At 62.7% G+C, this 22,282-nt stretch carries 18 protein-coding genes; 9 read left to right on the top strand and 9 right to left on the bottom strand.

From position 1 onward, the window contains the following. On the bottom strand, positions 1 to 1,830 hold the full coding sequence (locus C2L65_RS21020; RefSeq protein ID WP_042314737.1) for an ATP-binding response regulator: 1,830 nt from the start codon (positions 1,828 to 1,830) through the stop codon (positions 1 to 3). Positions 1,831 to 2,278: 448 nt separating this feature from the next. Between C2L65_RS21020 and C2L65_RS21015 the strand changes: the two genes are divergently transcribed. Together C2L65_RS21015 and C2L65_RS21010 are read left to right on the top strand one after the other, a co-directional pair. Next, positions 2,279 to 3,088 carry a hypothetical protein gene (locus tag C2L65_RS21015; protein WP_042314743.1) on the top strand — a complete coding sequence of 270 codons (810 nt, stop codon included), beginning with the start codon at positions 2,279 to 2,281 and terminating at the stop codon, positions 3,086 to 3,088. 352 nt (positions 3,089 to 3,440) lie between these two features. Continuing rightward, on the top strand, positions 3,441 to 6,839 hold the full coding sequence (locus C2L65_RS21010; protein ID WP_042314736.1) for an alpha/beta fold hydrolase: 3,399 nt from the start codon (positions 3,441 to 3,443) through the stop codon (positions 6,837 to 6,839). A gap of 65 nt (positions 6,840 to 6,904) precedes the next feature. Here C2L65_RS21010 and C2L65_RS21005 read toward each other — a convergent pair whose 3' ends face one another. Beyond that, positions 6,905 to 8,305 carry an FAD-binding oxidoreductase gene (locus C2L65_RS21005; protein WP_042314735.1) on the bottom strand — a complete coding sequence of 467 codons (1,401 nt, stop codon included), beginning with the start codon at positions 8,303 to 8,305 and terminating at the stop codon, positions 6,905 to 6,907. Positions 8,306 to 8,313: 8 nt separating this feature from the next. Further along, positions 8,314 to 9,297, bottom strand: a complete 984-nt coding sequence (locus tag C2L65_RS21000; RefSeq protein ID WP_042314734.1) for an isopenicillin N synthase family dioxygenase — start codon at positions 9,295 to 9,297, stop codon at positions 8,314 to 8,316. 306 nt (positions 9,298 to 9,603) lie between these two features. Between C2L65_RS21000 and C2L65_RS20995 the strand changes: the two genes are divergently transcribed. The 5 genes from C2L65_RS20995 to hutC (C2L65_RS20975) all read left to right on the top strand — a co-directional run bounded on the left by C2L65_RS20995 (position 9,604) and on the right by hutC (C2L65_RS20975) (position 13,581). Then, a complete protein-coding gene (locus C2L65_RS20995; RefSeq protein ID WP_042314733.1) occupies positions 9,604 to 10,443 on the top strand; it encodes a transporter substrate-binding domain-containing protein in 840 nt (279 codons plus the stop codon). A 71-nt stretch (positions 10,444 to 10,514) separates the two neighbouring features. After that, positions 10,515 to 11,165, top strand: a complete 651-nt coding sequence (locus C2L65_RS20990) for an amino acid ABC transporter permease (RefSeq protein WP_042314732.1) — start codon at positions 10,515 to 10,517, stop codon at positions 11,163 to 11,165. 10 nt (positions 11,166 to 11,175) lie between these two features. Next, positions 11,176 to 11,838 carry an amino acid ABC transporter permease gene (locus C2L65_RS20985; RefSeq protein WP_042314742.1) on the top strand — a complete coding sequence of 221 codons (663 nt, stop codon included), beginning with the start codon at positions 11,176 to 11,178 and terminating at the stop codon, positions 11,836 to 11,838. Positions 11,839 to 11,857: 19 nt separating this feature from the next. After that, a complete protein-coding gene (locus tag C2L65_RS20980) occupies positions 11,858 to 12,724 on the top strand; it encodes an amino acid ABC transporter ATP-binding protein (RefSeq protein WP_042314731.1) in 867 nt (288 codons plus the stop codon). A 110-nt stretch (positions 12,725 to 12,834) separates the two neighbouring features. Continuing rightward, entirely contained in the window at positions 12,835 to 13,581 is a 747-nt protein-coding gene (gene hutC / locus C2L65_RS20975; RefSeq protein ID WP_007589468.1) for a histidine utilization transcriptional repressor HutC, read from the top strand. Between the two features lie 817 nt (positions 13,582 to 14,398). Here the strand turns inward: hutC (C2L65_RS20975) and hutC (C2L65_RS20970) are convergent. The 6 genes from hutC (C2L65_RS20970) to C2L65_RS20945 form a co-directional block, all read right to left on the bottom strand. Then, on the bottom strand, positions 14,399 to 15,154 hold the full coding sequence (gene hutC, locus C2L65_RS20970) for a histidine utilization transcriptional repressor HutC (RefSeq protein WP_042315470.1): 756 nt from the start codon (positions 15,152 to 15,154) through the stop codon (positions 14,399 to 14,401). A 32-nt stretch (positions 15,155 to 15,186) separates the two neighbouring features. Next, positions 15,187 to 16,794: an HAL/PAL/TAL family ammonia-lyase gene (locus C2L65_RS20965; RefSeq protein WP_042315458.1), complete on the bottom strand. Its 1,608-nt coding sequence runs from the start codon at positions 16,792 to 16,794 to the stop codon at positions 15,187 to 15,189. 77 nt (positions 16,795 to 16,871) lie between these two features. Next, the gene (locus tag C2L65_RS20960; protein WP_007587171.1) at positions 16,872 to 17,663 is read right to left on the bottom strand and encodes an ABC transporter ATP-binding protein; all 792 of its coding nucleotides are present in this window, start codon (positions 17,661 to 17,663) and stop codon (positions 16,872 to 16,874) included. A 21-nt stretch (positions 17,664 to 17,684) separates the two neighbouring features. Beyond that, a complete protein-coding gene (locus tag C2L65_RS20955) occupies positions 17,685 to 18,437 on the bottom strand; it encodes an ABC transporter permease (protein ID WP_042315460.1) in 753 nt (250 codons plus the stop codon). Between the two features lie 15 nt (positions 18,438 to 18,452). Next, the gene (locus tag C2L65_RS20950) at positions 18,453 to 19,175 is read right to left on the bottom strand and encodes an ABC transporter permease (RefSeq protein WP_007587161.1); all 723 of its coding nucleotides are present in this window, start codon (positions 19,173 to 19,175) and stop codon (positions 18,453 to 18,455) included. A 100-nt stretch (positions 19,176 to 19,275) separates the two neighbouring features. After that, complete coding sequence (locus tag C2L65_RS20945; protein WP_042315471.1) at positions 19,276 to 20,118, bottom strand: transporter substrate-binding domain-containing protein; 843 nt, start codon at positions 20,116 to 20,118, stop codon at positions 19,276 to 19,278. 870 nt (positions 20,119 to 20,988) lie between these two features. Here C2L65_RS20945 and C2L65_RS20940 point away from each other — a divergent pair. Together C2L65_RS20940 and C2L65_RS20935 are read left to right on the top strand one after the other, a co-directional pair. Beyond that, complete coding sequence (locus C2L65_RS20940) at positions 20,989 to 21,342, top strand: DUF4148 domain-containing protein (protein WP_007587157.1); 354 nt, start codon at positions 20,989 to 20,991, stop codon at positions 21,340 to 21,342. A gap of 103 nt (positions 21,343 to 21,445) precedes the next feature. Next, complete coding sequence (locus tag C2L65_RS20935; RefSeq protein WP_042315461.1) at positions 21,446 to 22,240, top strand: alpha/beta hydrolase; 795 nt, start codon at positions 21,446 to 21,448, stop codon at positions 22,238 to 22,240. Positions 22,241 to 22,282: the final 42 nt, after the last annotated feature.

Here is a 22,282-nt window from a genome sequence, read left to right as displayed (position 1 = left end):
TCAGCTGCGCGTCGTCAAAGGTTGCTCCGACGTTACGGGTTCCGCGGGGTCACCCGGCTTGTCTGCCACCGCGCCCGGCTGCTGCCACAGCATCTCCAGCGTGCGGCGCAGCCGCGCGGGCGTCACGGGCTTGTGCAACACGGGGATGCCTTGCATCGCCAGCGCCTCCAGTTCGACCGACGCCATATCGCCCGTGATCAGCAGCGTCACCACGCGTTCGCGGCCACGCCTTCGGAGCGCGTCGCGCACGGCGCCGAGCGCCTGCGCGCCCGTCCGGTGGTTCGCCAGCTGATAGTCGCAGAGCACGGCATCGGGCATGAAGCCTTCGTCGATGGCCAGCAGCGCGAGACGCTCGTCAGGCACGCCGCGCACGATGCAGCCCCAGCGGCCGAGCAGGCTCTGTATGCCTTCGAGGATGGCCGGCTCGTCGTCGATGCACAGCACGTGGCGCCCAAGCGCCGCCCCTCCGCTCGCGACGGAATCGTTCAGCCCGGCGACGATCCGCGCCGGATCGCCCGCCTGCACCGGGAACCGGAACACCGAGCCGCGCCCCGGCGCCGAGCGCAATTGCAGTTGCCCGCCCAGCATCTCGACGAGCCGCTTGACGGTCGGCAGCCCGAGTCCATGCCCTTGCCGAGCGTCGCGCTGCGGATTGGCGACCTGATAGAACTCTTCGAAGATGCGCCCTTGCTCGGCCCGCGGAATACCGATGCCCGAGTCGCGCACTTCGATATAACCGCCCTCGCTCCGCCCCGCGCGCCGGAAGCCCATCCAGATCGCGCCGCTTTCCGTATAGCGCACCGCGTTCGACAGCAGGTTGCTCAGAATCCGCTCCAGCAGCACCGGGTCGTCGTGGATTACGGCGTCCGTCGGCGCGATCCGCAGCGCGAGCCCTTTGGCCGCTGCCTGCGGCCAATACTGGTTGCCGACGCGATCGAACAGTTCGGACAGCCGGAAATGCAACCTGATGACCTGCGTGACGCCGCTTTCGAGCCGCGCCAGATCGAGCACCTGGTTGAACAGCTGGTTCAGCGCCTCGACATTGTTGGCGATGTTATTGGCCGTCTTCGCGTGCTGCACGGGCGTCGCCGACGTGTCGTTCAGCGACGCCGCGAGCAACCCGATCGCATGCAGCGGCTGGCGCAGATCGTGACTCGCGGCGGCGAAGAAGCGCGTCTTCGCTAGGCTCGCTTCCTCGGCGACGAGCTTTTGCGCGGCGAGCGATTCGGCGAGCGCCTGCTGGTCGACGCGCGCCTGCACGACGCGCTGGAACAGCTTGCGGTAGCTGAGCGCGTAGACGTTGATCGCGCAGAAGAAGAACGCGAGGACGATCGCGAGGATCGTGCGGTCGAACGTGTGCGTGCCGAAGTGCAGCACGATCGCGGGCAGCAGCAGGAACGGGATCGCCGTCACGAAGTTGGCGCCGTCGAAACCGTTCGACATGAACACGCCCGCCGCCAGCGTGACGAGCAACACCGTGTGCAGGATGGGGAGATCCGTGTGCGGGCTCTGGAACGCGAACCAGATCGCGAGGCCAGGCGCGCTGTAGAGCAGCGCGCCGCGCGCCGCGTGCAGGTTGATCCACGTGCGCGGCGAGACGGACTCGGGCCAGCGCCGGTTGCACATCCACAGCGCGAGGCTGGCGCAATTGGCGAAGCCATAGAAGATGAAGCAGGCCGCGAAAAGATGCGGATGCGGGATGTTATTCCAGTAGATCGCCACCAGCACCGCAATCGAGAACCAGTGCGTGAAGAAAGCAATCGGGTCCTGCGCGTACAGCACGCGCACGAGGTCTTCGTCGATCGCGCGCTGGATGGGATCGGCCCGCATCGTGCGGTCTCCTTGTCGGCAGGAACTGGCGCCTGGGCGCGTCGCTCCCGTCCATTCAATTGATTTTCGGTCGGCGGGAACGAGTACTTTTGGATCGCTCCCGTGTTGTACGAGATTCGCTGGTCGTTTCGTTTTCTGTCAAACCGCCGCCGATTGCACCAGATTGGGAATAAAACCTGGGCCTCACGCGTCCTATAAAGAGCACCCGGTACAGTCTAAAGATAGTTTACCCGTCTTACCGGCGGTTTACCCTTCAGCTATCACTTAATCCATATAGGCGGCGCCGCGTGCAAAAAGCATACTGGGTTCAACGATTCAACATTCAAGCGCGGCCAACAGCCTCTGAAGGTTCAGCTTCACGACCTGTTTCATGCCTGTTTGTCGAGGCTCTACTGGCGGCATCCCCCGCTGCCACCGCGCTCCTTGCCCCTTACCGATGGAGGCCTTCATGGGCGCAGTTCCGAGCCAGGTTTTCGCACGCACTCTCGACGAAGCCGTTCTTCCCGACCTGTGGCGCCGCCGCGCGCAGCTCACGGACGACGAAATGATGTCGATGTACGACCTCGTGAAGCGCGCGTTGCGCACCTACCACCCGCTCGAATTGCACGCGCTCGGCGAAGACAAGGAAGAGCTCGTGCATCAGTTCATCTATACGAAGGTGCTGCGTCTTGCGCCTAACCATGTCGAATCGAAGGCGACGCCGGAAAGCGCTCCGTCCAACAGCTACGCGATCTGCGCTTACTTCCGCCGCTATCTGATCGACTGCCTGAGGAGCGCGAGCCACCAGCGCAATGTGTCGATGGAAAACGAAGGCATGATGCAGGAGATCGATCTGCGCGCGCAGGCGCTCGAAGATCCCGTCGAAAGCGTGCTGCTGCAATACGGCCTGAGCGAGCGCGGCGTGCGCCAGGCCGCGCGCGAGTTCATCGCGTCGCTCGATTCGCCCGAGCGCATCGTGCTCGCAGGCAGCCTCGGCTGGTGCTCGGAAGCGAAAGGCGGTCTGTCGGCGGTGGCCGCGCAGCATCGGGTGCCCTCCTATCACTATCGTGCCGTCAAGCTCGGTGTCACGATGAAGAAGACGGACGACGCCGCGCAGTTTTCCAACACGAAGATCGGCCAATGGCTGCGCGACGAGCTCGGCATTGAAATTCACGCTGAAAACCGCGAAGCGATCCTCGTCGTGTTCAACCTGCTCGCAGCGGAAGCGACGGAAGCCGCCACCACGCCTGATGACGAGATGATCGAAGCGGCGGCGTGAGCAGCCGGGTGCGCCGCTCGAACCTTAACGCACTTAACGTTTAACAATCGCCGCCTTCGATTCGAATTTGACAATCCGGCTCGCTTATTACGCGTCGCAAATCAGAACGAGCCCGTCTCTACGCTTTATCCCGCGTGCAGTTCGCGCGACCGCTGCCTGATGGCACCCGTCCGCACGAAAGCACTCCACGCCTGCAATCACAGCATTTTTTGAATCACGCGGCTAAACGCGCGTTTTCCCTTTGCATTTCGCTGCGCGACGTCCAGGATAAAGAGGCTGCGAGCGCCAGCCAGCCGTCTATATCGCCAGGTTTCCCCCGCCCGGCACACATCCAATATAAAGAGGTGGTCGAATGAACCGCTTGTCCAGCGCCCTTTCGGCGATGAAGGACCACTACGAGGTCGTGGTCGTGGGTTCCGGCTATGGCGGCGCGATTGCCGCGAGCCGCATGGCCCGTGCGAAACGCAGCGTATGTCTGCTCGAACGCGGCCGCGAGTTCATGGCGGGCGACTTTCCCGCCACGGCGCTCGAAGGTGTCGCGCAAATGCAGTACAACACGGGCGTCGCGCAGATCGGCTCGCCGCTCGCGCTGCTCGAAGTACATGTGAATCCCGATGTGAACGTGGTGGTCGGCTGTGGACTGGGCGGCACGTCGCTGATCAACGCGAACGTCGCGCTCAAGCCCGACGCGCGCCTGTGGGACGATCCGCGCTGGCCCGCCGCCTTGCGCGCAGACCAGGCGAATCTCGACATTTGCTACGAGCGCGCCAAAACGATGCTCGGCGCAACGCCCGTCCCCGACAACTACCCCAACCTGCCGAAACTCGATGCGCTTGAGCTGTCGGCGAAACGGCTCGGCATGAGCGACCGCTTCTACCGCCCGCCCATCACGGTGACGTTCAAGGACGGCAAGAACGCGGCGGGCTTCGACCAGCAGCACTGCATCGGCTGTGGCGACTGCAATTCGGGCTGCAATCACGGCGCGAAGAACTCGACGCACATGAACTATCTGCCCGACGCCGCAGCGCATGGCGCGCAGATTTTCACGGGCGCGGCCGTGCATTCGGTGGTGCGCGACGACGCACGCGGCGTCTGGTGCGTACGCTATCAGCCCGCCGATCTGAAGCGCGAGCTGTACGACGCGCCCGAACTGTTCGTGACGGCCGACATCGTGATCCTGTCGGCGGGCACGCTCGGCTCGACGGCGATCCTGCTGCGCTCGCAGGATGCCGGCTTGCCTGTGTCGAAGCAGCTTGGCCAGCACTTCACGGGCAACGGCGACGTGCTCGCGTTCGCGTTCAACACCGACAAGGTGATCAACGGCGTCGGCTGGGGCACGCATCCGGAGGGCGTCATTCCACCTGTCGGCCCTTGTATCACGGGCATCATCGACCATCGCAACACGGCCGACGTGAAGGACGGCTTCGTGATCGAGGAAGGATCGGTCGCGGCGCCGATCGCCCTCGGCCTGATGGGCGTGCTCGGCGTCGCGGCGCCTGTCGAAGGCGTCGAAATGCCGGACCCGGCAGGCGACCCGCCGCTCGCGGACGAAGCGCGCATCGCCGAGAGCGTTCTGCGCGGCCCGTATCACGGCGCGATGCGCAACACGCAGACCTTCCTCGTGATGGCGCACGACGACGAAAGCGGCCAGATCACCGTCGAAGGCGGCCGCCCGCGCGTGAGCTGGCCGAACGCGGGCAAGCAGCCGATCTACGAAACCGTCGAAAAGACGCTGATCGAAGCGACGGGCGCGCTAGGCGGCACGTATGTGCGCAACCCGATTTCCGCCGATCTGTTCCAGAACCGCACCGTCACCGTGCATCCCTTGGGTGGCTGCGGGATGGCGGAGGATGCCGCGCACGGCGTCGTCGATCAGGCGGGCCGCGTGTTTTCCGGCACGGACGGCAACGCGGTCCACGAAGGGCTCTACGTGATGGACGGCGCGGTGATGCCGCTCTCGCTCGGCGTGAACCCGTTGCTGACGATCTCGGCGCTGGCCGAGCGCAATTGCGCGCAGCTTGCGCAGTCGCGCGGCTGGAACATCGACTACAACGCGGCGGGCAACATCGCCCCGCCGCCCGCGCTGAAAATCGGCCTGCGCTTCACCGAGACGATGATCGGCTCGTATTTTGTTGGCGATGCGAAGCCGGCGGGCCAACGGGACGATCCAGCGGAAGGCACGCCCATCAGCTTCACCGTGACCGTCGTCTCCGACGATCTCGACGACATGCTCGCGAACCCGCAGCATCAGGCGCATATGATCGGCACGCTGACGTGTACCGCCTTGTCGCCGCAGCCGATGACCGTCAACGACGGCATCTTCAACCTGTTCGTCGTCGACGAAGCGAACGTCGAACGGCGCAACATGAACTACCGGATGACGCTCGACACCGTCGACGGCAAGCATTTCTATCTGACCGGTCAGAAGATCATCACGCACACGTCGCTGACGGAACTGTGGACGCAGACGAACACGCTCTACGCGAAGATCCGCGAGTCCGATGCCGACGACGCGCTCGTCATCGGTCACGCGACGCTCATCATCACGCCCGAGAATTTCCTCAAGCAGCAGCGCACGATCGAAGTCACGAATACACCCGATATCGAAACGCGCCTTGCGTATACGCTGAAGTTCGGCCGCTTCTTTGCGGGCGTGCTGTACACGGAATACGGCGGCGTCGCGGCACCCTTGCAATATTTCGATCCCGACGCGCCGCCGCGCGTGCGCCGCGCGTTGCGCGCGCCCGCGCCGCAGATCACCTACTTCAATACCGAGGACGGCAAGACACTGCGGCTCGCCCGCTATCACGGCGGCAACAAGGGACCGCTGCTGCTGATTCACGGCTCAGGCGTATCGAGCCGCATCTTTTCGACGGACCTGATCGGCACGAACCTCGTAGAGTTCCTGTGCGCCGCGCATTACGATGTCTGGCTCGTCGATCTGCGAGTGAGCATCGAACTGCCGAGCGCGACCGAACGCACCACCGCCGATGAAATTGCACGCTACGACATTCCCGCCGCGGTCGCGAAGGTGCGCGAGCTGACGGGCGTCGACGGGATTCAGGTCATCGGGCATTGTCTGGGCGGGCTGGCCTTGAGCATGTCGCTGATGTCGGGACTCAAGGGCGTGCGGTCCGCGGTGATGTCGCAGGTGTCGGCGCATCCCGTGCCGGGACTGTTGCAGCGGGTCAAGGCCGGACTGCACACGCCGCAGATTCTTCAGCATCTGGGCATCAAGGATATGACCGCTTATACACAGGACGAGAAATGGCCGCACAACCTGCTCGATCAAGCGCTGAAGTTCTTCCCTGTCGAGCAAGACGAAACGTGCAACAGCGCCGTGTGCCATCGCGCGACGTTCCTGTATGGCCTGCTCTACGAGCACGAGCAACTCGATGAACAACTGCACGCGAACCTGCAGGAGCTATTCGGCATTCACGATGTCGAGTTGTTCAATCAGCTTGCGGCGATGGTACGCGCGGGGCACGTGGTCGATGCGAATGGGGACGACGTGTATATGCCGAACATCGCAGGCATGAAGCTACCCATCGCGTTCATTCACGGCTCGGAGAATCTCTGCTATCTGCCGACCAGCACAGAGATGACCTACGATCTTCTAGTAGAAAAGTTCGGGCCGGAGAACTACGAACGACATGTGATCGACGGATATGGACATATCGATTGCGTGTTTGGCAAGCGCGCAGCGCTCGATGTGTTCCCGACGATTGTCAGGTATCTGGATGCGCATTGAGCACAGATGACGGTTCATCATGGATGCTGTCGCATTCATGACGAACCGTCGTGTGCATAAAAACGCTAGAACAACTTACCCGGATTCAAAATCCCATTCGGATCGAGCGCATGCTTGATCGCCTTCATCACGGCGAGTTCTTCGTTCGAGCGCGACACGGGCAGGAACTCGCGCTTGAGCGAGCCAATGCCGTGCTCCGCCGACACCGACCCGCGCAGCGGTGCAAGCATGTCATAGACGAGCGCATACACGTCATGATGATCAACGCCCGGCACCGAATGCCCGTCGACGGTCACATGCAGATTCGAATCGCCGATATGGCCGAAGAAATACGACTCGTTGCCCGGCCAGGCGCGGTCGATCGCCGCGCGGCAACGATCGACGAATGCGCCGATCTCGCCGATCGGCAAACTCACGTCGAAGTTGATGGGATCAAGCTTGACGGGAAATTCCGCCGTGCATTCACGGATCGCCCACAACGCGCGCGTATCGGCAACCGACTGCGCGATCACGGCGTCGCGGATCGCGGCTTCATCAAGCGCCTCCATCAGCACGCCGGAAAAACGCGAGCCGTCGTCATCGGCATCGAAGCTCGCATGCTCGATCAATGCATATAACGGATGCGCTTCGGCAAATGGCGAGCGCGCGCCCGTCAGCTTCACGCCGAAGTCGAAGAAGTCCGGCCACATGATCTCGAAGGCGCCGATGTCGTTGCCGAAGCGCGTCGAGAGCCGGCGCAGCAGACTGACGGCCTGCTCGTAATCGCTCAGCGCAACGAGCGCCGTATGACGCGACGCGCGCTGCGGTTGCAGCTTCAGCACCGCGCGCGTGATCACGCCGAGCGTCCCTTCCGAGCCGATGAACCAGTGCTTCAGGTCGTAGCCGGTGTTGTTCTTCACCATCTTGTTCAGTGAACTCAACACCGCACCGTTCGCCAGCACGACTTCGAGACCGAGCACCTGATCGCGCGCGGTGCCCGATTGAATCACGCGATTGCCGCCCGCATTCGTTGCGAGATTGCCGCCGATCTGGCACGAGCCGCGCGCGCCGAGATCGAGCGCGAGTTCGAAGCCCGCTTGCGCCGCCGCTTCCTGCGCGGCCTGCAAGGTCGTGCCGGCGCGCACGGTGATGGTCGCCGCTGCGCTGTCGATTTCCTCGACGCCAGCAAGACGGTCCAACGATAACGCAATATCTGTCGCACGCGGAATCGAGCCGCCCGCAAGGCCCGTCATGCCGCCCTGCGGCACCACGCTCTGGCGAGCGTCGTTACAGATCATCAGCGCGCGTGCGACCTGCTCTGTCGTTCGCGGCAGCAGCAAGGCGGCGGGACGTGTGGGTTCGTGACGCGTCCAGTCCGTCATCGAGCGTTCGCCGATTTCATCGCCCACGCGCACCGCGTCGTCGCCCAACGCCTCGCGCAACGCGGCCAAAGTCGATGCGAGCGCGGCCCGTTCGTTCACTGTCATGCGGTTCCTTATGTCGTTCCTTGCTCTGCGGCGAGCTTCTTCCGATACCCCATCGAACTGTTGATGCGGCCCAGAATATAGTCGCCCGCAGCGACGGGTTCGTATTTGCTGTCGGCTTCCGGCGTGCCGAGATCGCGCGGATCGACATTCGACGTATAGGTCGGATCATAGAACGTCGCGATCGAATAGCGCTCGCGGCCCGACGCGTTGATCACGCGATGCAGCGTCGAGCGGAAGCGGTCATTCGTCCAGCGCGCCAGAAGATCGCCGACATTCACGACGAAACTGCCTTCAATGGGCGGCGCCTCGATCCATGTTTCGTTGGCGATCTCGCGCACCTGCAGCCCGCCAACCTGATCCTGCCACAGCAGCGTGATGCAGCCGTAATCGGTATGCGGCGCGACGCCGAACTGGTCATCATCAGATTGTGGCGGCTGCGGCGGATAGTAGACCATCTGCGTGCGCTGCATCCGCTTCGTGTAACGCGGAGCGAAGAAATCCTCAGAAACGCCCAGGCCCGTCGCCACCGCGCGCAGCAGGTCCGCACCGCATGCACCGACTTCCTCGTAATAGCCATACAACGCGGGCTGCAACGCAGGCATGAAGTCCGGCCAGTTGTTCGGCCCGCGCAGCGCCTGGCCCGCGAGCACATCGGGATCGCTCTCGGGCAACTCCAGACCGATGCTATAGAACTCCTTGTAATCGGGGCGCTTTGCCTGATACATCGTCGCGTCGCCGAGCGCATTGAAGCCGCGATGCCGATGATTCACCGCCGCGCGCCGTTTCGTCTCGACGGGAAACGCAAAGAACTCGCGCGCCGCCTGTTCCGCACGATCGATCACCGCTTCCGGCACGCCGTGATTGATGATGTAGAAAAAGCCGATGGTCGTGCATGCGTCGCGTATCTCGCGGCCCGCGCGCGCAAGCGCATCGCGGTCACCGGCGCGCACGCCGGCCAGATCGACAATCGGAATGCGAGTGGCTGGCTGCATTGCGGAACTCCTTCATCACGAAGATTGAAATGACTATTTGATACATGCATCGATACACGCTTCGATACATCGCCGCGCACACCGCATGCGGATCGGCGAGAGTTTCACGTTGTATATACCGCCAAAAGCGCAATCGCAAGTTGCGTTGCACCCAGCTTCAATCATCTGCAGAAGATACGCCAGCGGCATTAGGGTTTGACAGCATGCGATTATTTTTTTCGCGCAAAACCAGCGGTATATACTGCCTCGCATGATTCGCGCCCCGCCACGTCGAGCGCGACACACTTTGCCAACGGGAGAATCTCAATGGGTATCTTTGCAGGCTGGAAGTGTCGTCTCGCGATGGTGGCGTTCTGCGCCGCTGCGTCCGTAGCCAGCGTCGGCGCGCACGCGGAAGATCAACTCGCGAAGGTCAAGAAGGCGGGCGAACTCGTGGTCGGCACGGAGATGCAGTTCGCGCCGTTCGACTTCCTCGAGAACGGCCAGCAGGCTGGTTTCAACAAGGACCTGTTCGCCGAAGTTGGCAAAGAACTCGGCGTGAAGGTGCGCTTCATCGATCTGCCGTGGCCGAGCGTGCTGCCCGGACTCGAAGCCGGCAAGTTCGACATGGTGGGCGGCCCGCTCACGGTGACGAAGGCACGCATGGAACGCTATACGTACACGCTGCCCGTCGCTGACGCGACCGACGCGCTTCTCAAGCGCGCCAACGATACGTCGCTCAAGCAATCATCGGACATCGCCGGCAAGATTGTCGGCGCTGGCAAAGGCTCTGCGCAGCTCGATCAGCTGAAGGCCTACATCGCGACACTGCCGAAGCAGCCCGAAGTGCGCGAATACGTCGACAACAATCAGGCGTATGCGGATCTCGCAGCGGGCCGCATCGCTGCCGTCGCCAACTCGATGACCAACATCGCCTACGTCGCGAAACAGCGCCCCGAAGCATTCGCCGTCGTGACGCCGCCGTTCGGCGCGAAAGTGTACTTCGCATACTGCCTGCGCAAGGATGCCGACAGCAAGCCGCTCGCCGACGCGTTCAACGCCGCGCTGGTCAAGATGCATAGCGACGGCCGTCTCGCATCGTTGCAGAAGAAATGGTTCGGCGTGGCCATGGACGCGCCCACCACGATGCCTACGCCCAACTACTGATGCCCTGAATCGCGCGGCGCACCCGCTTTCCGGCGCGCCGCATACATGTCCTTTCTTGCAGGCAACAGGCCATGTTCAGCGCCCACGTTTTCGCTCAAGGTTTTCCGCTGCTTCTGCAAGCCGCGCTCGCGACGATCGGCATTTCGCTGACGGGGCTGGTGATTGGCTTCTTCGTCGGCATTGGCGTGTGCTCGGCGCGGCTGTCGTCGAAGCCAATTGCGCAACGCTTCGGCGGCGCGTATGTGTTCTTCTTTCGCGGCGTGCCGATGCTCGTGCAACTGCTGCTCGTCTATTACCTCTTGCCGTTCGTCGGCATCAACGTATCGCCCATCGTCGCCGCGATCAGCGCAGTGTCACTCTGCTCGGCGTCGTACATCGCGGAGATACTGCGCGGCGGCTTCCTGAACATTCCGCCGGGCCAGATCGAAGCGGCGCGCATGCTAGGCCTTTCCCCGATCGACATGCTGCGCCGCATTCAGGTTCCGCAAGCTTTTCGGATGACGCTGCCTTCGCTCGTCAACGAAATGGTGCTGCTGATCAAGGCGTCGTCGCTGATCTCCGTGGTCGGCGTGGCCGAAATCACGCGCACCGCGCAGAACATCGCGGCCAGCACGTACCGGCTGCTGGAAGCTTATGTCGCGGCGGGACTGATCTACTTCGTGATCTGCGGTGCGCTTGCGCTGGTCGCGCACGCCGCCGAGCATCGGCTGCAACACACTTGAGGACCGAACGATGCAGCAATTCGATCCCACCGTCATCACGCACAATCTGCAGCCCATCGCCGCTGGCCTCGCGACGACGCTCGGCACATGGATCATCGGTGTCGCGCTCGGTCTGCTGATCGGCTTTCTGATCGCCGTGCTGCAACTCTTTTGCGGGCGCTGGGTGCGCGGCATGTTGCGCGTGTATATCGAGCTGTTTCGCGGCACGCCGTTTCTCGTGCAACTCTTTTTGCTCTACTACGGCGGCCCGTCGTTCGGCTTGACGCTCGAACCGCTGACAGCGGGCGTGCTCGGTCTCGGCCTGTACGGTAGCGCGTATTTCGCGGAAGCGTTCCGCTCCGGTTTCCAATCGATACCGCGCGGACATCTCGAAGCCGCATCATGTCTCGGCCTCACGCGCTGGCAAGCGGTGCTGCGCATCCAGGTGCCGCAAATGCTCGTGCTGATCGTGCCCGCGCTGACCAACCTGACCATCGTGCTCAGCAAGGAAACGGCCGTGCTGTCGATCGTCACCGTGCCCGAGCTGACGTTCGTGCTGACGGGCATCGGCTCGGCGACTTTCGCGTTCGTCGAGACCCTGCTCGTGCTATGCGTGTGCTATCTCGCGCTCGTCGAACTCACGTCGCGCGCCGGCATGTGGGCGGAAGCGCGCGTTGCCCGCTTCATGGCGTAATCGATAATCAAGGTTCATCATGAATGCACTCGTCGACATGCCCGCTTCTTCTACGCTCGATATGACGCAATCCGGCCAGGCGCCGCTGATCGATGTGCGCGATCTGCGCAAGCGCTTCGGCGACGTCGAAGTGCTGCGCGGCGTCGATCTCGACATCAAGCGCTCGGAAGTGGTGTGCATCATCGGGCCGTCGGGCTCGGGCAAGAGCACGCTGCTGCGCTGCCTCGCCGCGCTGGAGACTTACGATCACGGCGATGTGCGTATCGAAGGCGAGCTGCTTGGTTATACGGAACGCAACGGCAAGCGCGTGCGCGCGTCGCAGGGCGAGATCAACCGCGTGCGCCGCAACGTCGGCATGGTGTTCCAGCAGTTCAACTTGTGGCCGCATATGACGGCGCTCGGCAACGTGATGGAAGCGCTGTTGCGCGTGCGGAACCTGTCGCGCGAGGATGCGAAAAAGCGCGCCAACGCGATGCTCGAAACGGTCGGCCTCGCGCACAAGGGCGACGCGTATCCCGCGAAGCTGTCGGGCGGTCAGCAGCAGCGCGTCGCGATTGCGCGCGCGCTCGCGATGGAACCACACATCATGCTGTTCGATGAGCCAACCTCCGCGCTCGACCCGGAACTCGTCGGCGAAGTGCTGCAAGTGATGAAGCAGCTTGCGCGCGACGGCATGACGATGGCCGTCGTCACGCACGAAATGGGCTTCGCGGCGCAGGTTGCCGACAAGGTCGTGTTCATCGACCAGGGGCGCATCGCCGTGCAAGGCAAGCCGCAAGATGTCTTTCACGATGCGAACCAACCGCGCCTGCGCCAGTTCCTGCAAAACTACTTCGACCGCAACGCATTCTGGTCGCGCGGCGCGGACAGCGCGGACCCGGTATGAGCGCCCGCCTCGGCCGATAAAAACCGATGCCCGCCCCCGCCATCCGCGACAAGCTGCGCACGCGAGCCCTTGCGAAAGCACGCAAGTCTCGCGGGCCGGATGCTCACGCGATGGCACCCGATGCACCGAACGGCGCCCCTGCCGCGCGCTACGAGCAGGTCAAACAGTACATCCGCAACACGATTGACTCCGGCGAACGACGCGCGGGCGATCGCATTCCATCGGAACTCGATCTCGTCGAATCGCTCGGCGTGTCGAGGATGACGGTCAACCGCGCGTTGCGCGAACTCACGAACGAAGGCTTGTTGACGCGTGTGTCGGGTGTCGGCACGTTCGTCGCCGAATCCAAGCCGCAGTCGACGTTGCTGATGATCGCGCATATCGGCGACGAGATCCGCTCGCGTGGCCACGAGTACAGCTATCAGACCGTGCTCATGCAGCGCGAGGTGGCGCCTGTCAACGTATCGAATGCGTTGGGGCTGCCGTTGGGCGCGTCGGTGTTTCATGTGATCTGCGTACATCGCGAGAACGGCTTGCCCGTGCAACTCGAGGACCGTTACGTGAATCCCGCCATCGCACCGGATTTCATCGAGCAGGATTTTGCGGCCGTGCGTCCTTCCGAATACCTGTTCAGCGTCGTGCCGGCGCATGACGTCGAGCATGTCGTCGATGCGGGTCTGCCGAGCCGCGCCGAAGCTGAGTTGCTGCAGATCGCGCCGGAAGAGCCCTGCCTCACGCTGATGCGGCGCACGTGGACGAGCGGCGTCGCGGTGACGTTTGCGCGGTTCGTGCATCCGGGTTCGCGATATAGGCTTGGATGCCGGTTTGCGCCGGATACGTCGCAGAGACAGGGGTAGTGTTTTCAAGCTGGGCGCCTTGATTGCCTCTCGACTTCTCTGCGCTCGTTACGCGTTGAATTGCTGGCCAATCTCTCACAGTTGTTGGTGGTTTGGGGTTGGAGTTGGCATCCGCGATGCGTTAGCGTGCTTCAAGCGTCGCCCCTGTGCGGGGCGGCACCTACTTTTCTTTGCCGCCGCAAAGAAAAGTAGGCAAAAGAAAGCGGCTAACACCGCCAACTCTTGTGTTTGCCTGAGGGCCCCCACAGGGTCTTACACTTCACACGGCAGCCTTTCTGTTTGCGCTCGTTGCCAACGCTTGGAATGAACGCCTCACCCGCTTCGAATACTTGTACTCGGGCAAGCGTCAGCGAATGGTATGTGCCGCCCAGGTGGCAAACTGTGTGTAGGTTGTCGCGTCGTATAGCGTGGCGCTCTTACAGGGTGGAACGCGTGCGCTATCGGTCCGGAGTGAGACGTGTGCAGTACTACGGCCTACACACAGTTTGCCACCTGGGCGGCGGTGGAATATCTGGCACGGAGTGCTCCGACGCGTGCGCGTGAAGAGGGTGAGGCGCTTATTCAGAGCGTTGGCAACGGACGTGGATTACGTGATTGCCGTGTGAAGCGTAAGGCCCGTTGGGGGCCCTCAGGCAGGAAGAAATGTTGGCGGTGTGAGCCGCTTTCTTTTGCCTACTTTTCTTTGCGGCGGCAAAGAAAAGTAGGTGCCGCCCCGCACAGGGGCGACGCTTGAAGCACGCTAACAAAGCGCGGATGCCAGCGTAAAACCAAAACAAACCACCCAGCGCATCGCAGATGCCAGCGCAGCAAAAAAACCCTACACATTCCCCGCCAGATGAAACCGCGAAGCCGGATGCCACAACTGCACCGACGTCGCGACCTGCTCCCCAACCCATGTCCTGCGCCACAGCATCAGACAAGGCTCGCCAATCTCCATCATCAGATGGCGGCGCACATGCGCGGTAGGCTTCTGCGCGTAGATGCGAAACTCGGCGCGCTGGATCGGCGCGAGACGCACCATGTAGTGATTCGGCGTTTCGACCGTGAAGTCCTGATTCAGGTAATCCGGAAACACACTCGGATTCACATAGCGGTCTTCGTATTGAATCGGCTCGCTTTCTTCGTTGTGTACGATGCGCGAATGGAACACGGGGCCATTTGCGAGCACCAGCGCATCGAGCGCGAGCGGATCATCACTCACTTCGAGCGTCAGCACACGCGCCGAATGGCGGTGGCCGCGCGCGGTGATCTCGTCGGCAATATTGCGGATTTCGAGTACCGTCGATTCATAGCGTTGCGGCGCGACATACGTGCCCGAGCCTTGCACGCGCGTCAGCACGCGCTCCGTCGTCAACTCGCGCAGCGCGCGCGATACCGTCATACGCGCGACGCCAAACTCTTTCACCAGTTCCGCTTCCGACGGAATCAATCCGCCCGGTTTCCAGACGCCCTCTTCGATCCGCGCGATCACGTAACGCTTGATCTGCTCGTACGCGGGCATCGCTTTGGCAGGCGTCGTGCGCGCGCCAGCGGAATGTTCCTCTGCCGTCTCCAGGTGCCCGTTTATCGTCATGTTCACGTCGACCTCGTGGGTTGATCGCATTTTTATGCGGCGGATTGCGGTGCGTGCTGCGCGGCAGCCTTCGGATCATTCGCGGCGTGCGCGGCAAAGCCCGTGTGATCGCCGGGTGCCGGCGTCGACGGCAGGTTGCCCGAAGCGGGCGGCAACGGCGGCGCTGCCTCGCCGATCAGGCGGAACGCAACAGCCATATCGTCGGCCAGCGGACGATCGTCGCGATACGTCGGCACGACGGCGCGCACCCTGCGCCACAACGCGTCCGTGTGCGGCGCGCGCGATGCGTCGATGGGTTGCAGGTCGTATGCCTGCGCCGCCGCCAGCAACTCGATCGCAATGATGCGGCCGGTGTTGTCGACGATCTCCAATGCCTTCAGCGCGGCGGGCGTCGCGTGACACAGGTGGTCCTCCTGCAAGCCCGACGTGATGCCGCCATCCAGACTTGCGGGCGCGGCCAGCCGCCGATTCTGCGCGACCAGCGAAGCGGCCGTGTACTGCGCGATCATGAAGCCGGAGCACGTTCCGCCCGGCTCCGCGAGGAACGCGGGCAAACCGCTCACGAGCGGATTCACGAGCCGGTCGAGACGGCGCTCGGCCATCGCCGCGACTTGCGCGATGGCCGTCGCGAGACTGTCCATCGCCAGTGCGATCGACGCGCCCACTGCATGTGCCTGCGAATATACGCGAGGCGCATCCGGCGTTCCTGCAACGATCGGATTGTCAGTGATCGACGCGAGTTCGCGGTTCACGACGACAACGGTCGCATCGAGCACGTCGCGCGCCGCGCCGTGTACGTGCGGAATCGTGCGCATCGAAAGAGGGTCCTGCGTGCGCTGACCGACCACCGACGCAAGAATGCCGCTCTCGGCAAGCGCATTACGCATCCGCTCACCGACCAGATTCAATCCCGGCGACACGCGCAACGCGAGCGAATCGGCATCGAATGCGGCAAGCTGCCCGCGCAGGTTTTCGAAGCTCATCGCCGCGATCGCGTCGGTCCAGTCGAGCACGCGTTCGGCGCGCGCCAGCGCCAGCGCCGCGAGTCCCGTCACGCAAGGCGTGCCGTTGATGAGGCTCAAGCCTTCTTTCGCTTCGAGCACGAGTGGCTCGCGCCCGAGCCGCGCGAGCGCCTCGCGTCCGCTGATGCGTTCGCTGCCGTGCCGCACATGTCCTTCGCCGATGCACACCAGCGCGATATGCGCCATATGGCTCAGATAACCGACGGAGCCAAACGCGGGCACTTCGGGGATATAACCTGCATCGAGCAAGGCGACCAGCTGATCCGCAACCTCGAGACGAATGCCCGAGTGACCGTGCGCGAAGTTGTTGATCGCGGCGGCCATGATCGCGCGCGTTTCCGCGACGCCAAGCGGCGCGCCAACGCCCACCGCGTGGCTCATCAATATGTTGCGCGACAGCGTGCGCTGTTCCGACGGCGACACGATCACATCGCACAGCGCGCCGACGCCCGTGTTCACGCCATATGCGCGAATGCCGCGCTCGACGATCTGCTCGACGAGCACGCGCGCGGCCGCGATGCGCGCGCGCGCCGCGTCGGAGAGTTCGAGCGGCTCGCCCGCCGCGACCGCGGCCAGTTCGCGCCAGTTCAGAGGACGGTCGGATCGGATGACTGCCATGATGTTGCCTTTCTCGGTACGTGTACTGCTTTTCTAATGTTTGTTGAGTCTCAGGTTCTCAAGCGGAGCGAACTCGCTCAGTTCGCGGTGCGCGAATGATGGCTCGACACGAATTGCTTGAAGCGCTCCGACTTCAGGTCGCCGAACACCTCGTCGGGCGTGCCGTCGCATTCCGTTTGCCCTTGATGCAGGAACATCACGCGGTTCGATACGTGCCGCGCAAAACCCATTTCGTGCGTGACGACCAACATGGTGCGGCCTTCTTCCGCGAGCGAGCGCATCACGCGCAGCACTTCGCCGACCAGTTCGGGATCGAGCGCGGAAGTCGGCTCGTCGAACAGCATGACTTTCGGATGCATCGCAAGTGCGCGCGCAATCGCGACGCGCTGCTGCTGACCGCCCGACAGATGCGCCGGATAGTGGCCGCGCTTTTCCGCAAGGCCGACCTTCGCGAGCAATGCTTCCGCTTCTTCGACAGCTTCTGCGCGGCTACGCTTTTGCACGCGCATCGGCCCTTCGATCAGGTTGTCAAGCACGGTCATGTGCGACCACAGATTGAAGTTCTGAAACACCATGCCGAGCTGCGAGCGAATGCGGTCGACCTGCTTGCGATCGTCCGGTTGCAGCTTGCCGTCCTTGCGGCGTTTCATCTTCAGCGTTTCGCCCGCGAGCGCAACGCTGCCATCGTCCGGCGTTTCGAGCAGATTCAGGCAGCGCAGGAACGTGCTCTTGCCCGAGCCGCTTGCGCCGAGAATCGAAATGACGTCGCCTTCATGCGCGTCGAGCGAAATGCCCTTCAAAACGTGATGGTCGCCGAACGACTTGTGAATGTTCTTGACCGACAGTGCAACGGGTGCCGTAGCGTTCATGAGATTCTCCTGGATGGGCCGTCAGGGTGCGGCACGACGTGCTTCGGTAGCGGACGGAATCGCGCGCGGCGCAGCGTTCACGGGCGCTGCGCGCAGATGACGCGACAGACGCCGTTCGAGCAAACCGAGCAGGCGCACGACGACAAAGTTCAGGAACAGATAGATCAGCGCGGCGCAGATGAACACTTCAGTGGTGCGGTACGTCTGCTGGATGATCTGCTGCGCGACGCCCGTCACTTCCCACACGGTGACGAGACTCGCGAGCGCCGTCGACTTGACGAGCAGCACGGCCTCCGTCGAGTACGCGGGCAGGCACTGGCGCAATGCAATCGGACCGATGATGCGGCGCAGAAGCGAAATGCCCGACAGGCCGATCGAATAACCCGCTTCGATCTGTCCGACGGGGACGGCCATCAGACCGCCGCGAATGATTTCCGCCGTATAGCCTGCCGTACACAATGCGAGCGAGAGCACTGCGCACACATACGGCTCGCGCAGCACGGGCCACATAAAGCTCTCGCGGATCACGCCGAACTGGCCGAGGCCGTAGTAGACAAGAAACATCTGGATCAGCAGCGGCGAACCGCGAAACACGAGAATGTACGCACGCGCAAAGCGGTTCGGCAGCCAGTGCGGCGACACGCGCATCGTGACGATCACGAGCGACAGCAACCCGCCCAGCACCAGCGACGCGAAGAACAGACCCAGCGTGGTCGGCACGGCGCCGAGCAGTTGGCGCAGCGTGTCGAGCAAAAAGTCGAAATCGAAAGACATGGTGGCGCTCCGTCGTCAGTTACGCGCGAAGTTGCGCCGGAAGGATTTGCCCACGTGTGCTTCGGCACGGTTGAAGACGCGGTTCGAGATACCCGTCATCACCAGATACAGCGCGCCGCCCACGACGAAGAACAGGAAGTACTGGTGCGTCGAACTGGCGGCGATCTGGCTCGCGCGCAGCAGCTCGGCAAGACCCGTCACCGAAATCAGCGCGGAGTCTTTCAGGCTCAGCTGCCACACGTTGCCGATGCCCGGCAGCGCGAAACGCAGCACTTGCGGGATCAGAATGCGTCGGGCCATGGTCATGGTCGGCATGCCGATTGAGCGCGCCGCTTCAAGCTCGCCCTTCGACACCGCGAGCACAGCCGAGCGATACACCTCGGCCTGATACGCGCCCGAGATCATGCCGACGGCCAGCGCGCCGATCACGAACGGCGGCACGCCGACGAAGCCTTCGGCGCCGAACCACTGGCCAACCGTGGTCACGAGCGTCGAGCCGCCAAAGTAGAACAGATAGATGACGAGCAGCTCGGGCACGCCTCGAAACACTGTCGTGTACAGATCGCCCAGCACGCGCGCCGTGCGAAAGCGCGACAGCTTCGCGGCCGCGATGATCGCGCCGAACACGGCGCCGACTGCGAGCGCCGCGAGCGTCAACGCGACGGTCATCAATGCCGCGAGCAGCAGCACGCCGCCCCAGCCTTCCTGCCCGAAGCCGAGCGTCTCGATCAGAGCCATGGCTTACTCCTCATCCCTGCTTTCGTTGATTGACCTGCTTCGCTGAAACAGGTCGTTCGAGCAAGCGCGCGCCACTGCGGCGCGCGCATACGGCTATCGATCAAGGCGTGACGTCGGTCTTGAACCACTTGTCGGAGAGCTTCTTCACGGTGCCGTCCTTCAGCGCGTCGGCGATGGCCGTGTCGAACTTCGCCTTCAGGTCGGCGTCCTGCTTGCGGAACGCGAGGCCTTCGCCCGGACCCCAGATCGGGCCGCCGATCTTCGGTCCTGCCATCGAGATTTGCGCGGACTCTTTCTTGTCCGAGTTGGCGGCGTAGTACGTGACGTCGTCGAACGATGCGTCGATACGGCCGTTCGCCAGATCGAGATCGCGTTCCGGCGAGGTCTTGTACACGCGGATCGTCGCGATGTCCTTGAAGCCTTCGTTGATGAATTTAGTGTAGACCGTGCCTGACTGGATGCCGATCGTCTTGCCCTTCAACTGCTTGCGCAGCGCGTCGACGGTCGGCTTGTCGGTCTTCGGGTCGCCCGTCAGCTTGACGACGGGTGCGCCCGGCGTGGCCTTCGGGATGACCTTGGTATCGGAGACGGCGAACGTAGCAGGCGTTGCCGCGTAGGGGCGCGAGAACGCGATGATCTTTTCACGCTCGGGCGTGATCGAGATCGCGTCCATCAAGACGTCGAACTTGCCTGCCTGCAGACCAGGAATCATGCCGTCCCAGTCTTGTGCAACCAGGTTGCACTGCAGCTTGATGCGCTCGCACAGGTTGGCGACCAGTTCCGGCTCGAAGCCGCCCAGCTTGCCGCCCGGCAACGTGAGGTTCCACGGCGCGTAGCCGCCTTCCAGCGCGATCGTCACCGACTTCCATTCCTTCGCCTGCGCGGGCGCGCCAGCGAGCGCCACGGCGCCGAGGACCGCGCCCATCAATACTTTCGACAACATAGTGCGGCTTGCCTTGTTCACCTTCACGTCGAATCTCCTTTTCGTCTGAACGGGTCCCTTCGCTTGTCGCGTGCCGGACATGTATAGACAAGTCTGCATGAGGTCAAAAATGATCGCAACTGAAATCCCGAAAAATTATTGAATTCTTCGGGTAAGCCCTTATACAAAGGGATTCACACGGGCTCGACCGACCGGACAAGCGGCTGTTTCAGTCGCGCCACGCTGGTGCAGCTGACTAGACAGGTTGACGATTACGGTGCCGCCTTTGCACCGGATTGGCACCCAAAGCCCTGGGCCGGGAACCTTGCAGAAGCGAAAGCCAACTTTCGGGCAGCCGCGCCGCAGTCATACGTTGGTATGGCGGGCGGGAACCTTTGGCCTGATCCGCTCATCTGCGAAGCGGCATCGCGTCAGACACGCGCATGACCTGGCAGTGTTTTCAGCATCCAGACGGTCATGCGATGCAACGTTAGTAGGTCCCGACTTGTTCGTATGTACGGCTGGAGCGCAGACCGCCATCGCACTACATTACATGCACCGCTGGCCGATCTGATGGCTGGCGCAGGAGCCGGACTACCAGGGCTGAATTAACCAGGCCCATCCGCTCCGCAACAAAAAGTTTGGCTTGCCGGGAATGAAAGTCGAAGTCGCTGTGTTTGCCTCTATGTAGCAAGCGACATCGAAACAGGTTTGACAGAAGGGCACGACCAGACAGCCGTACGACAGCAGCAGTTGATGCAGAAGCTTTAACGACGTTTTCAAGCTCATTCACCGAATCGGATTGAACACAATTCGTTCAGGATGCCGAAACAGTATTTTCGACATGCAAATGAGCCCTACGTTTAAACACACTCATTCTGGAGTTACATCATGAAGAAGATTTTTGTTTGCCTCGCAGTCGCAGCCGGCGCACTCGCCGCTCCCGCTCTGAGCTTCGCGCAATCGAATGGCCCCGTCACCCGTGCCGAAGTTCGCGCCGATCTGGTTCGCGTCGAACAGGCCGGCTATCAACCGGGCCGCGGCGAGGACATCAACTATCCGTCCGACATCCAGGCTGCCGAAGCGAAGATCGCTGCGCAGGACAACCACAATCTGACGAACAACGCAGTTGGCGGCGTCGCGATGACGGGTACGTCGTCGTCGGGCAAGTCCTCGCGTTCCGCTTCGAACAACAACGCGTGTGTCGGCCCCGTCAGCTACTGCAATATTTTCTTCGGCAGCTAAGTGGCGCGCACATGACCCCGCGCCCCACTGTCAGGCGCAGGGTCGCGCCAGCCTCCCTTTCTGGTCTGTTACCTGTTTCTGTTCCTGATTTACGGAGTCTCTTGTGAAAAGTTCGTTGCACGTAGCCGCTGCCCTTGCGTTGTCGACCGGTCTTCTCGCCTCGTCGGGCGCGATGGCGCAGGACGCCCAACCGGCGCACGGCCCCGTCAAGAATATCGTTCTGGTTCATGGCGCCTGGGTGGACGGTTCGGGCTGGAAGCCCGTCTATGACATCCTCACCAAAGACGGCTATCACGTCACGCTTGTGCAGGAACCGCTGACTTCGCTCGACGACGACGTCGCAGCAACGAAGCGTGTCCTCGATCTGCAAAACGGCCCGACCATTCTCGTCGGCCACAGCTACGGCGGCTCCATCATTACGGAAGCAGGCGTCGATCCGCATGTGGTCGGTCTCGTGTATGTCGCCGCGCATGCGCCGAACGTCGGCGAAGACGAAGCCACGCTCGGCAAGGGCAAGCCCAGCTATACGTCGAAGCAGCCGGGCGCAATCGATAAAACGGATGACGGCTACACGTATCTGAATCCGTCCGTGTTCCCGAAGGACTTCGCTGGCGATCTGCCGCTGAAGCAGGCGCAGTTCGAAGCGCAATCGCAGATGCTGACGGCCGCGAAAGTGTTCTCGCAGCCGCTGACGGCAGCGGCCTGGACGACCAAGCCGAGCTGGGGCATCGTCGCGGGCAGCGACAAGATCATCAATCCTGATCTGGAGCGCTGGTACTACGAGCGCGCGCATAGCCACACGACGGTGATTCCGGGCGCAAGCCACTCGGTCTACGAATCGCGTCCGCAGCAGGTCGCGGCCGTGATCGAGGATGCCGCGAAGCACGCACAGCAGTGACCGTCGACGCTCACGCCAAACGCGAGCGCTGAATGCGAAGCG

This window comes from Paraburkholderia terrae (assembly GCF_002902925.1).
Classification (GTDB): domain Bacteria; phylum Pseudomonadota; class Gammaproteobacteria; order Burkholderiales; family Burkholderiaceae; genus Paraburkholderia; species Paraburkholderia terrae.
This window is presented reverse-complemented; position numbering and strand designations above follow the sequence as displayed.

Excerpts from the sequence above, each read along its gene's own strand:
- C2L65_RS20940 (WP_007587157.1), top strand. The coding sequence starts at position 20,989 with ATGAAGAAGATTTTTGTTTGCCTCGCAGTCGCAGCCGGCGCACTCGCC.
- C2L65_RS20980 (WP_042314731.1), top strand. The coding sequence starts at position 11,858 with ATGAATGCACTCGTCGACATGCCCGCTTCTTCTACGCTCGATATGACG.
- C2L65_RS21020 (WP_042314737.1), bottom strand. The coding sequence starts at position 1,830 with ATGCGGGCCGATCCCATCCAGCGCGCGATCGACGAAGACCTCGTGCGC.
- hutC (WP_007589468.1), top strand. The coding sequence starts at position 12,835 with ATGGCACCCGATGCACCGAACGGCGCCCCTGCCGCGCGCTACGAGCAG.
- C2L65_RS20965 (WP_042315458.1), bottom strand. The coding sequence starts at position 16,794 with ATGGCAGTCATCCGATCCGACCGTCCTCTGAACTGGCGCGAACTGGCC.
- C2L65_RS21005 (WP_042314735.1), bottom strand. The coding sequence starts at position 8,305 with ATGACAGTGAACGAACGGGCCGCGCTCGCATCGACTTTGGCCGCGTTG.
- C2L65_RS21000 (WP_042314734.1), bottom strand. The coding sequence starts at position 9,297 with ATGCAGCCAGCCACTCGCATTCCGATTGTCGATCTGGCCGGCGTGCGC.
- C2L65_RS21010 (WP_042314736.1), top strand. The coding sequence starts at position 3,441 with ATGAACCGCTTGTCCAGCGCCCTTTCGGCGATGAAGGACCACTACGAG.
- C2L65_RS20995 (WP_042314733.1), top strand. The coding sequence starts at position 9,604 with ATGGGTATCTTTGCAGGCTGGAAGTGTCGTCTCGCGATGGTGGCGTTC.
- C2L65_RS20950 (WP_007587161.1), bottom strand. The coding sequence starts at position 19,175 with ATGGCTCTGATCGAGACGCTCGGCTTCGGGCAGGAAGGCTGGGGCGGC.
- C2L65_RS21015 (WP_042314743.1), top strand. The coding sequence starts at position 2,279 with ATGGGCGCAGTTCCGAGCCAGGTTTTCGCACGCACTCTCGACGAAGCC.
- C2L65_RS20990 (WP_042314732.1), top strand. The coding sequence starts at position 10,515 with ATGTTCAGCGCCCACGTTTTCGCTCAAGGTTTTCCGCTGCTTCTGCAA.
- C2L65_RS20945 (WP_042315471.1), bottom strand. The coding sequence starts at position 20,118 with ATGTTGTCGAAAGTATTGATGGGCGCGGTCCTCGGCGCCGTGGCGCTC.
- hutC (WP_042315470.1), bottom strand. The coding sequence starts at position 15,154 with ATGACGATAAACGGGCACCTGGAGACGGCAGAGGAACATTCCGCTGGC.
- C2L65_RS20985 (WP_042314742.1), top strand. The coding sequence starts at position 11,176 with ATGCAGCAATTCGATCCCACCGTCATCACGCACAATCTGCAGCCCATC.
- C2L65_RS20960 (WP_007587171.1), bottom strand. The coding sequence starts at position 17,663 with ATGAACGCTACGGCACCCGTTGCACTGTCGGTCAAGAACATTCACAAG.
- C2L65_RS20955 (WP_042315460.1), bottom strand. The coding sequence starts at position 18,437 with ATGTCTTTCGATTTCGACTTTTTGCTCGACACGCTGCGCCAACTGCTC.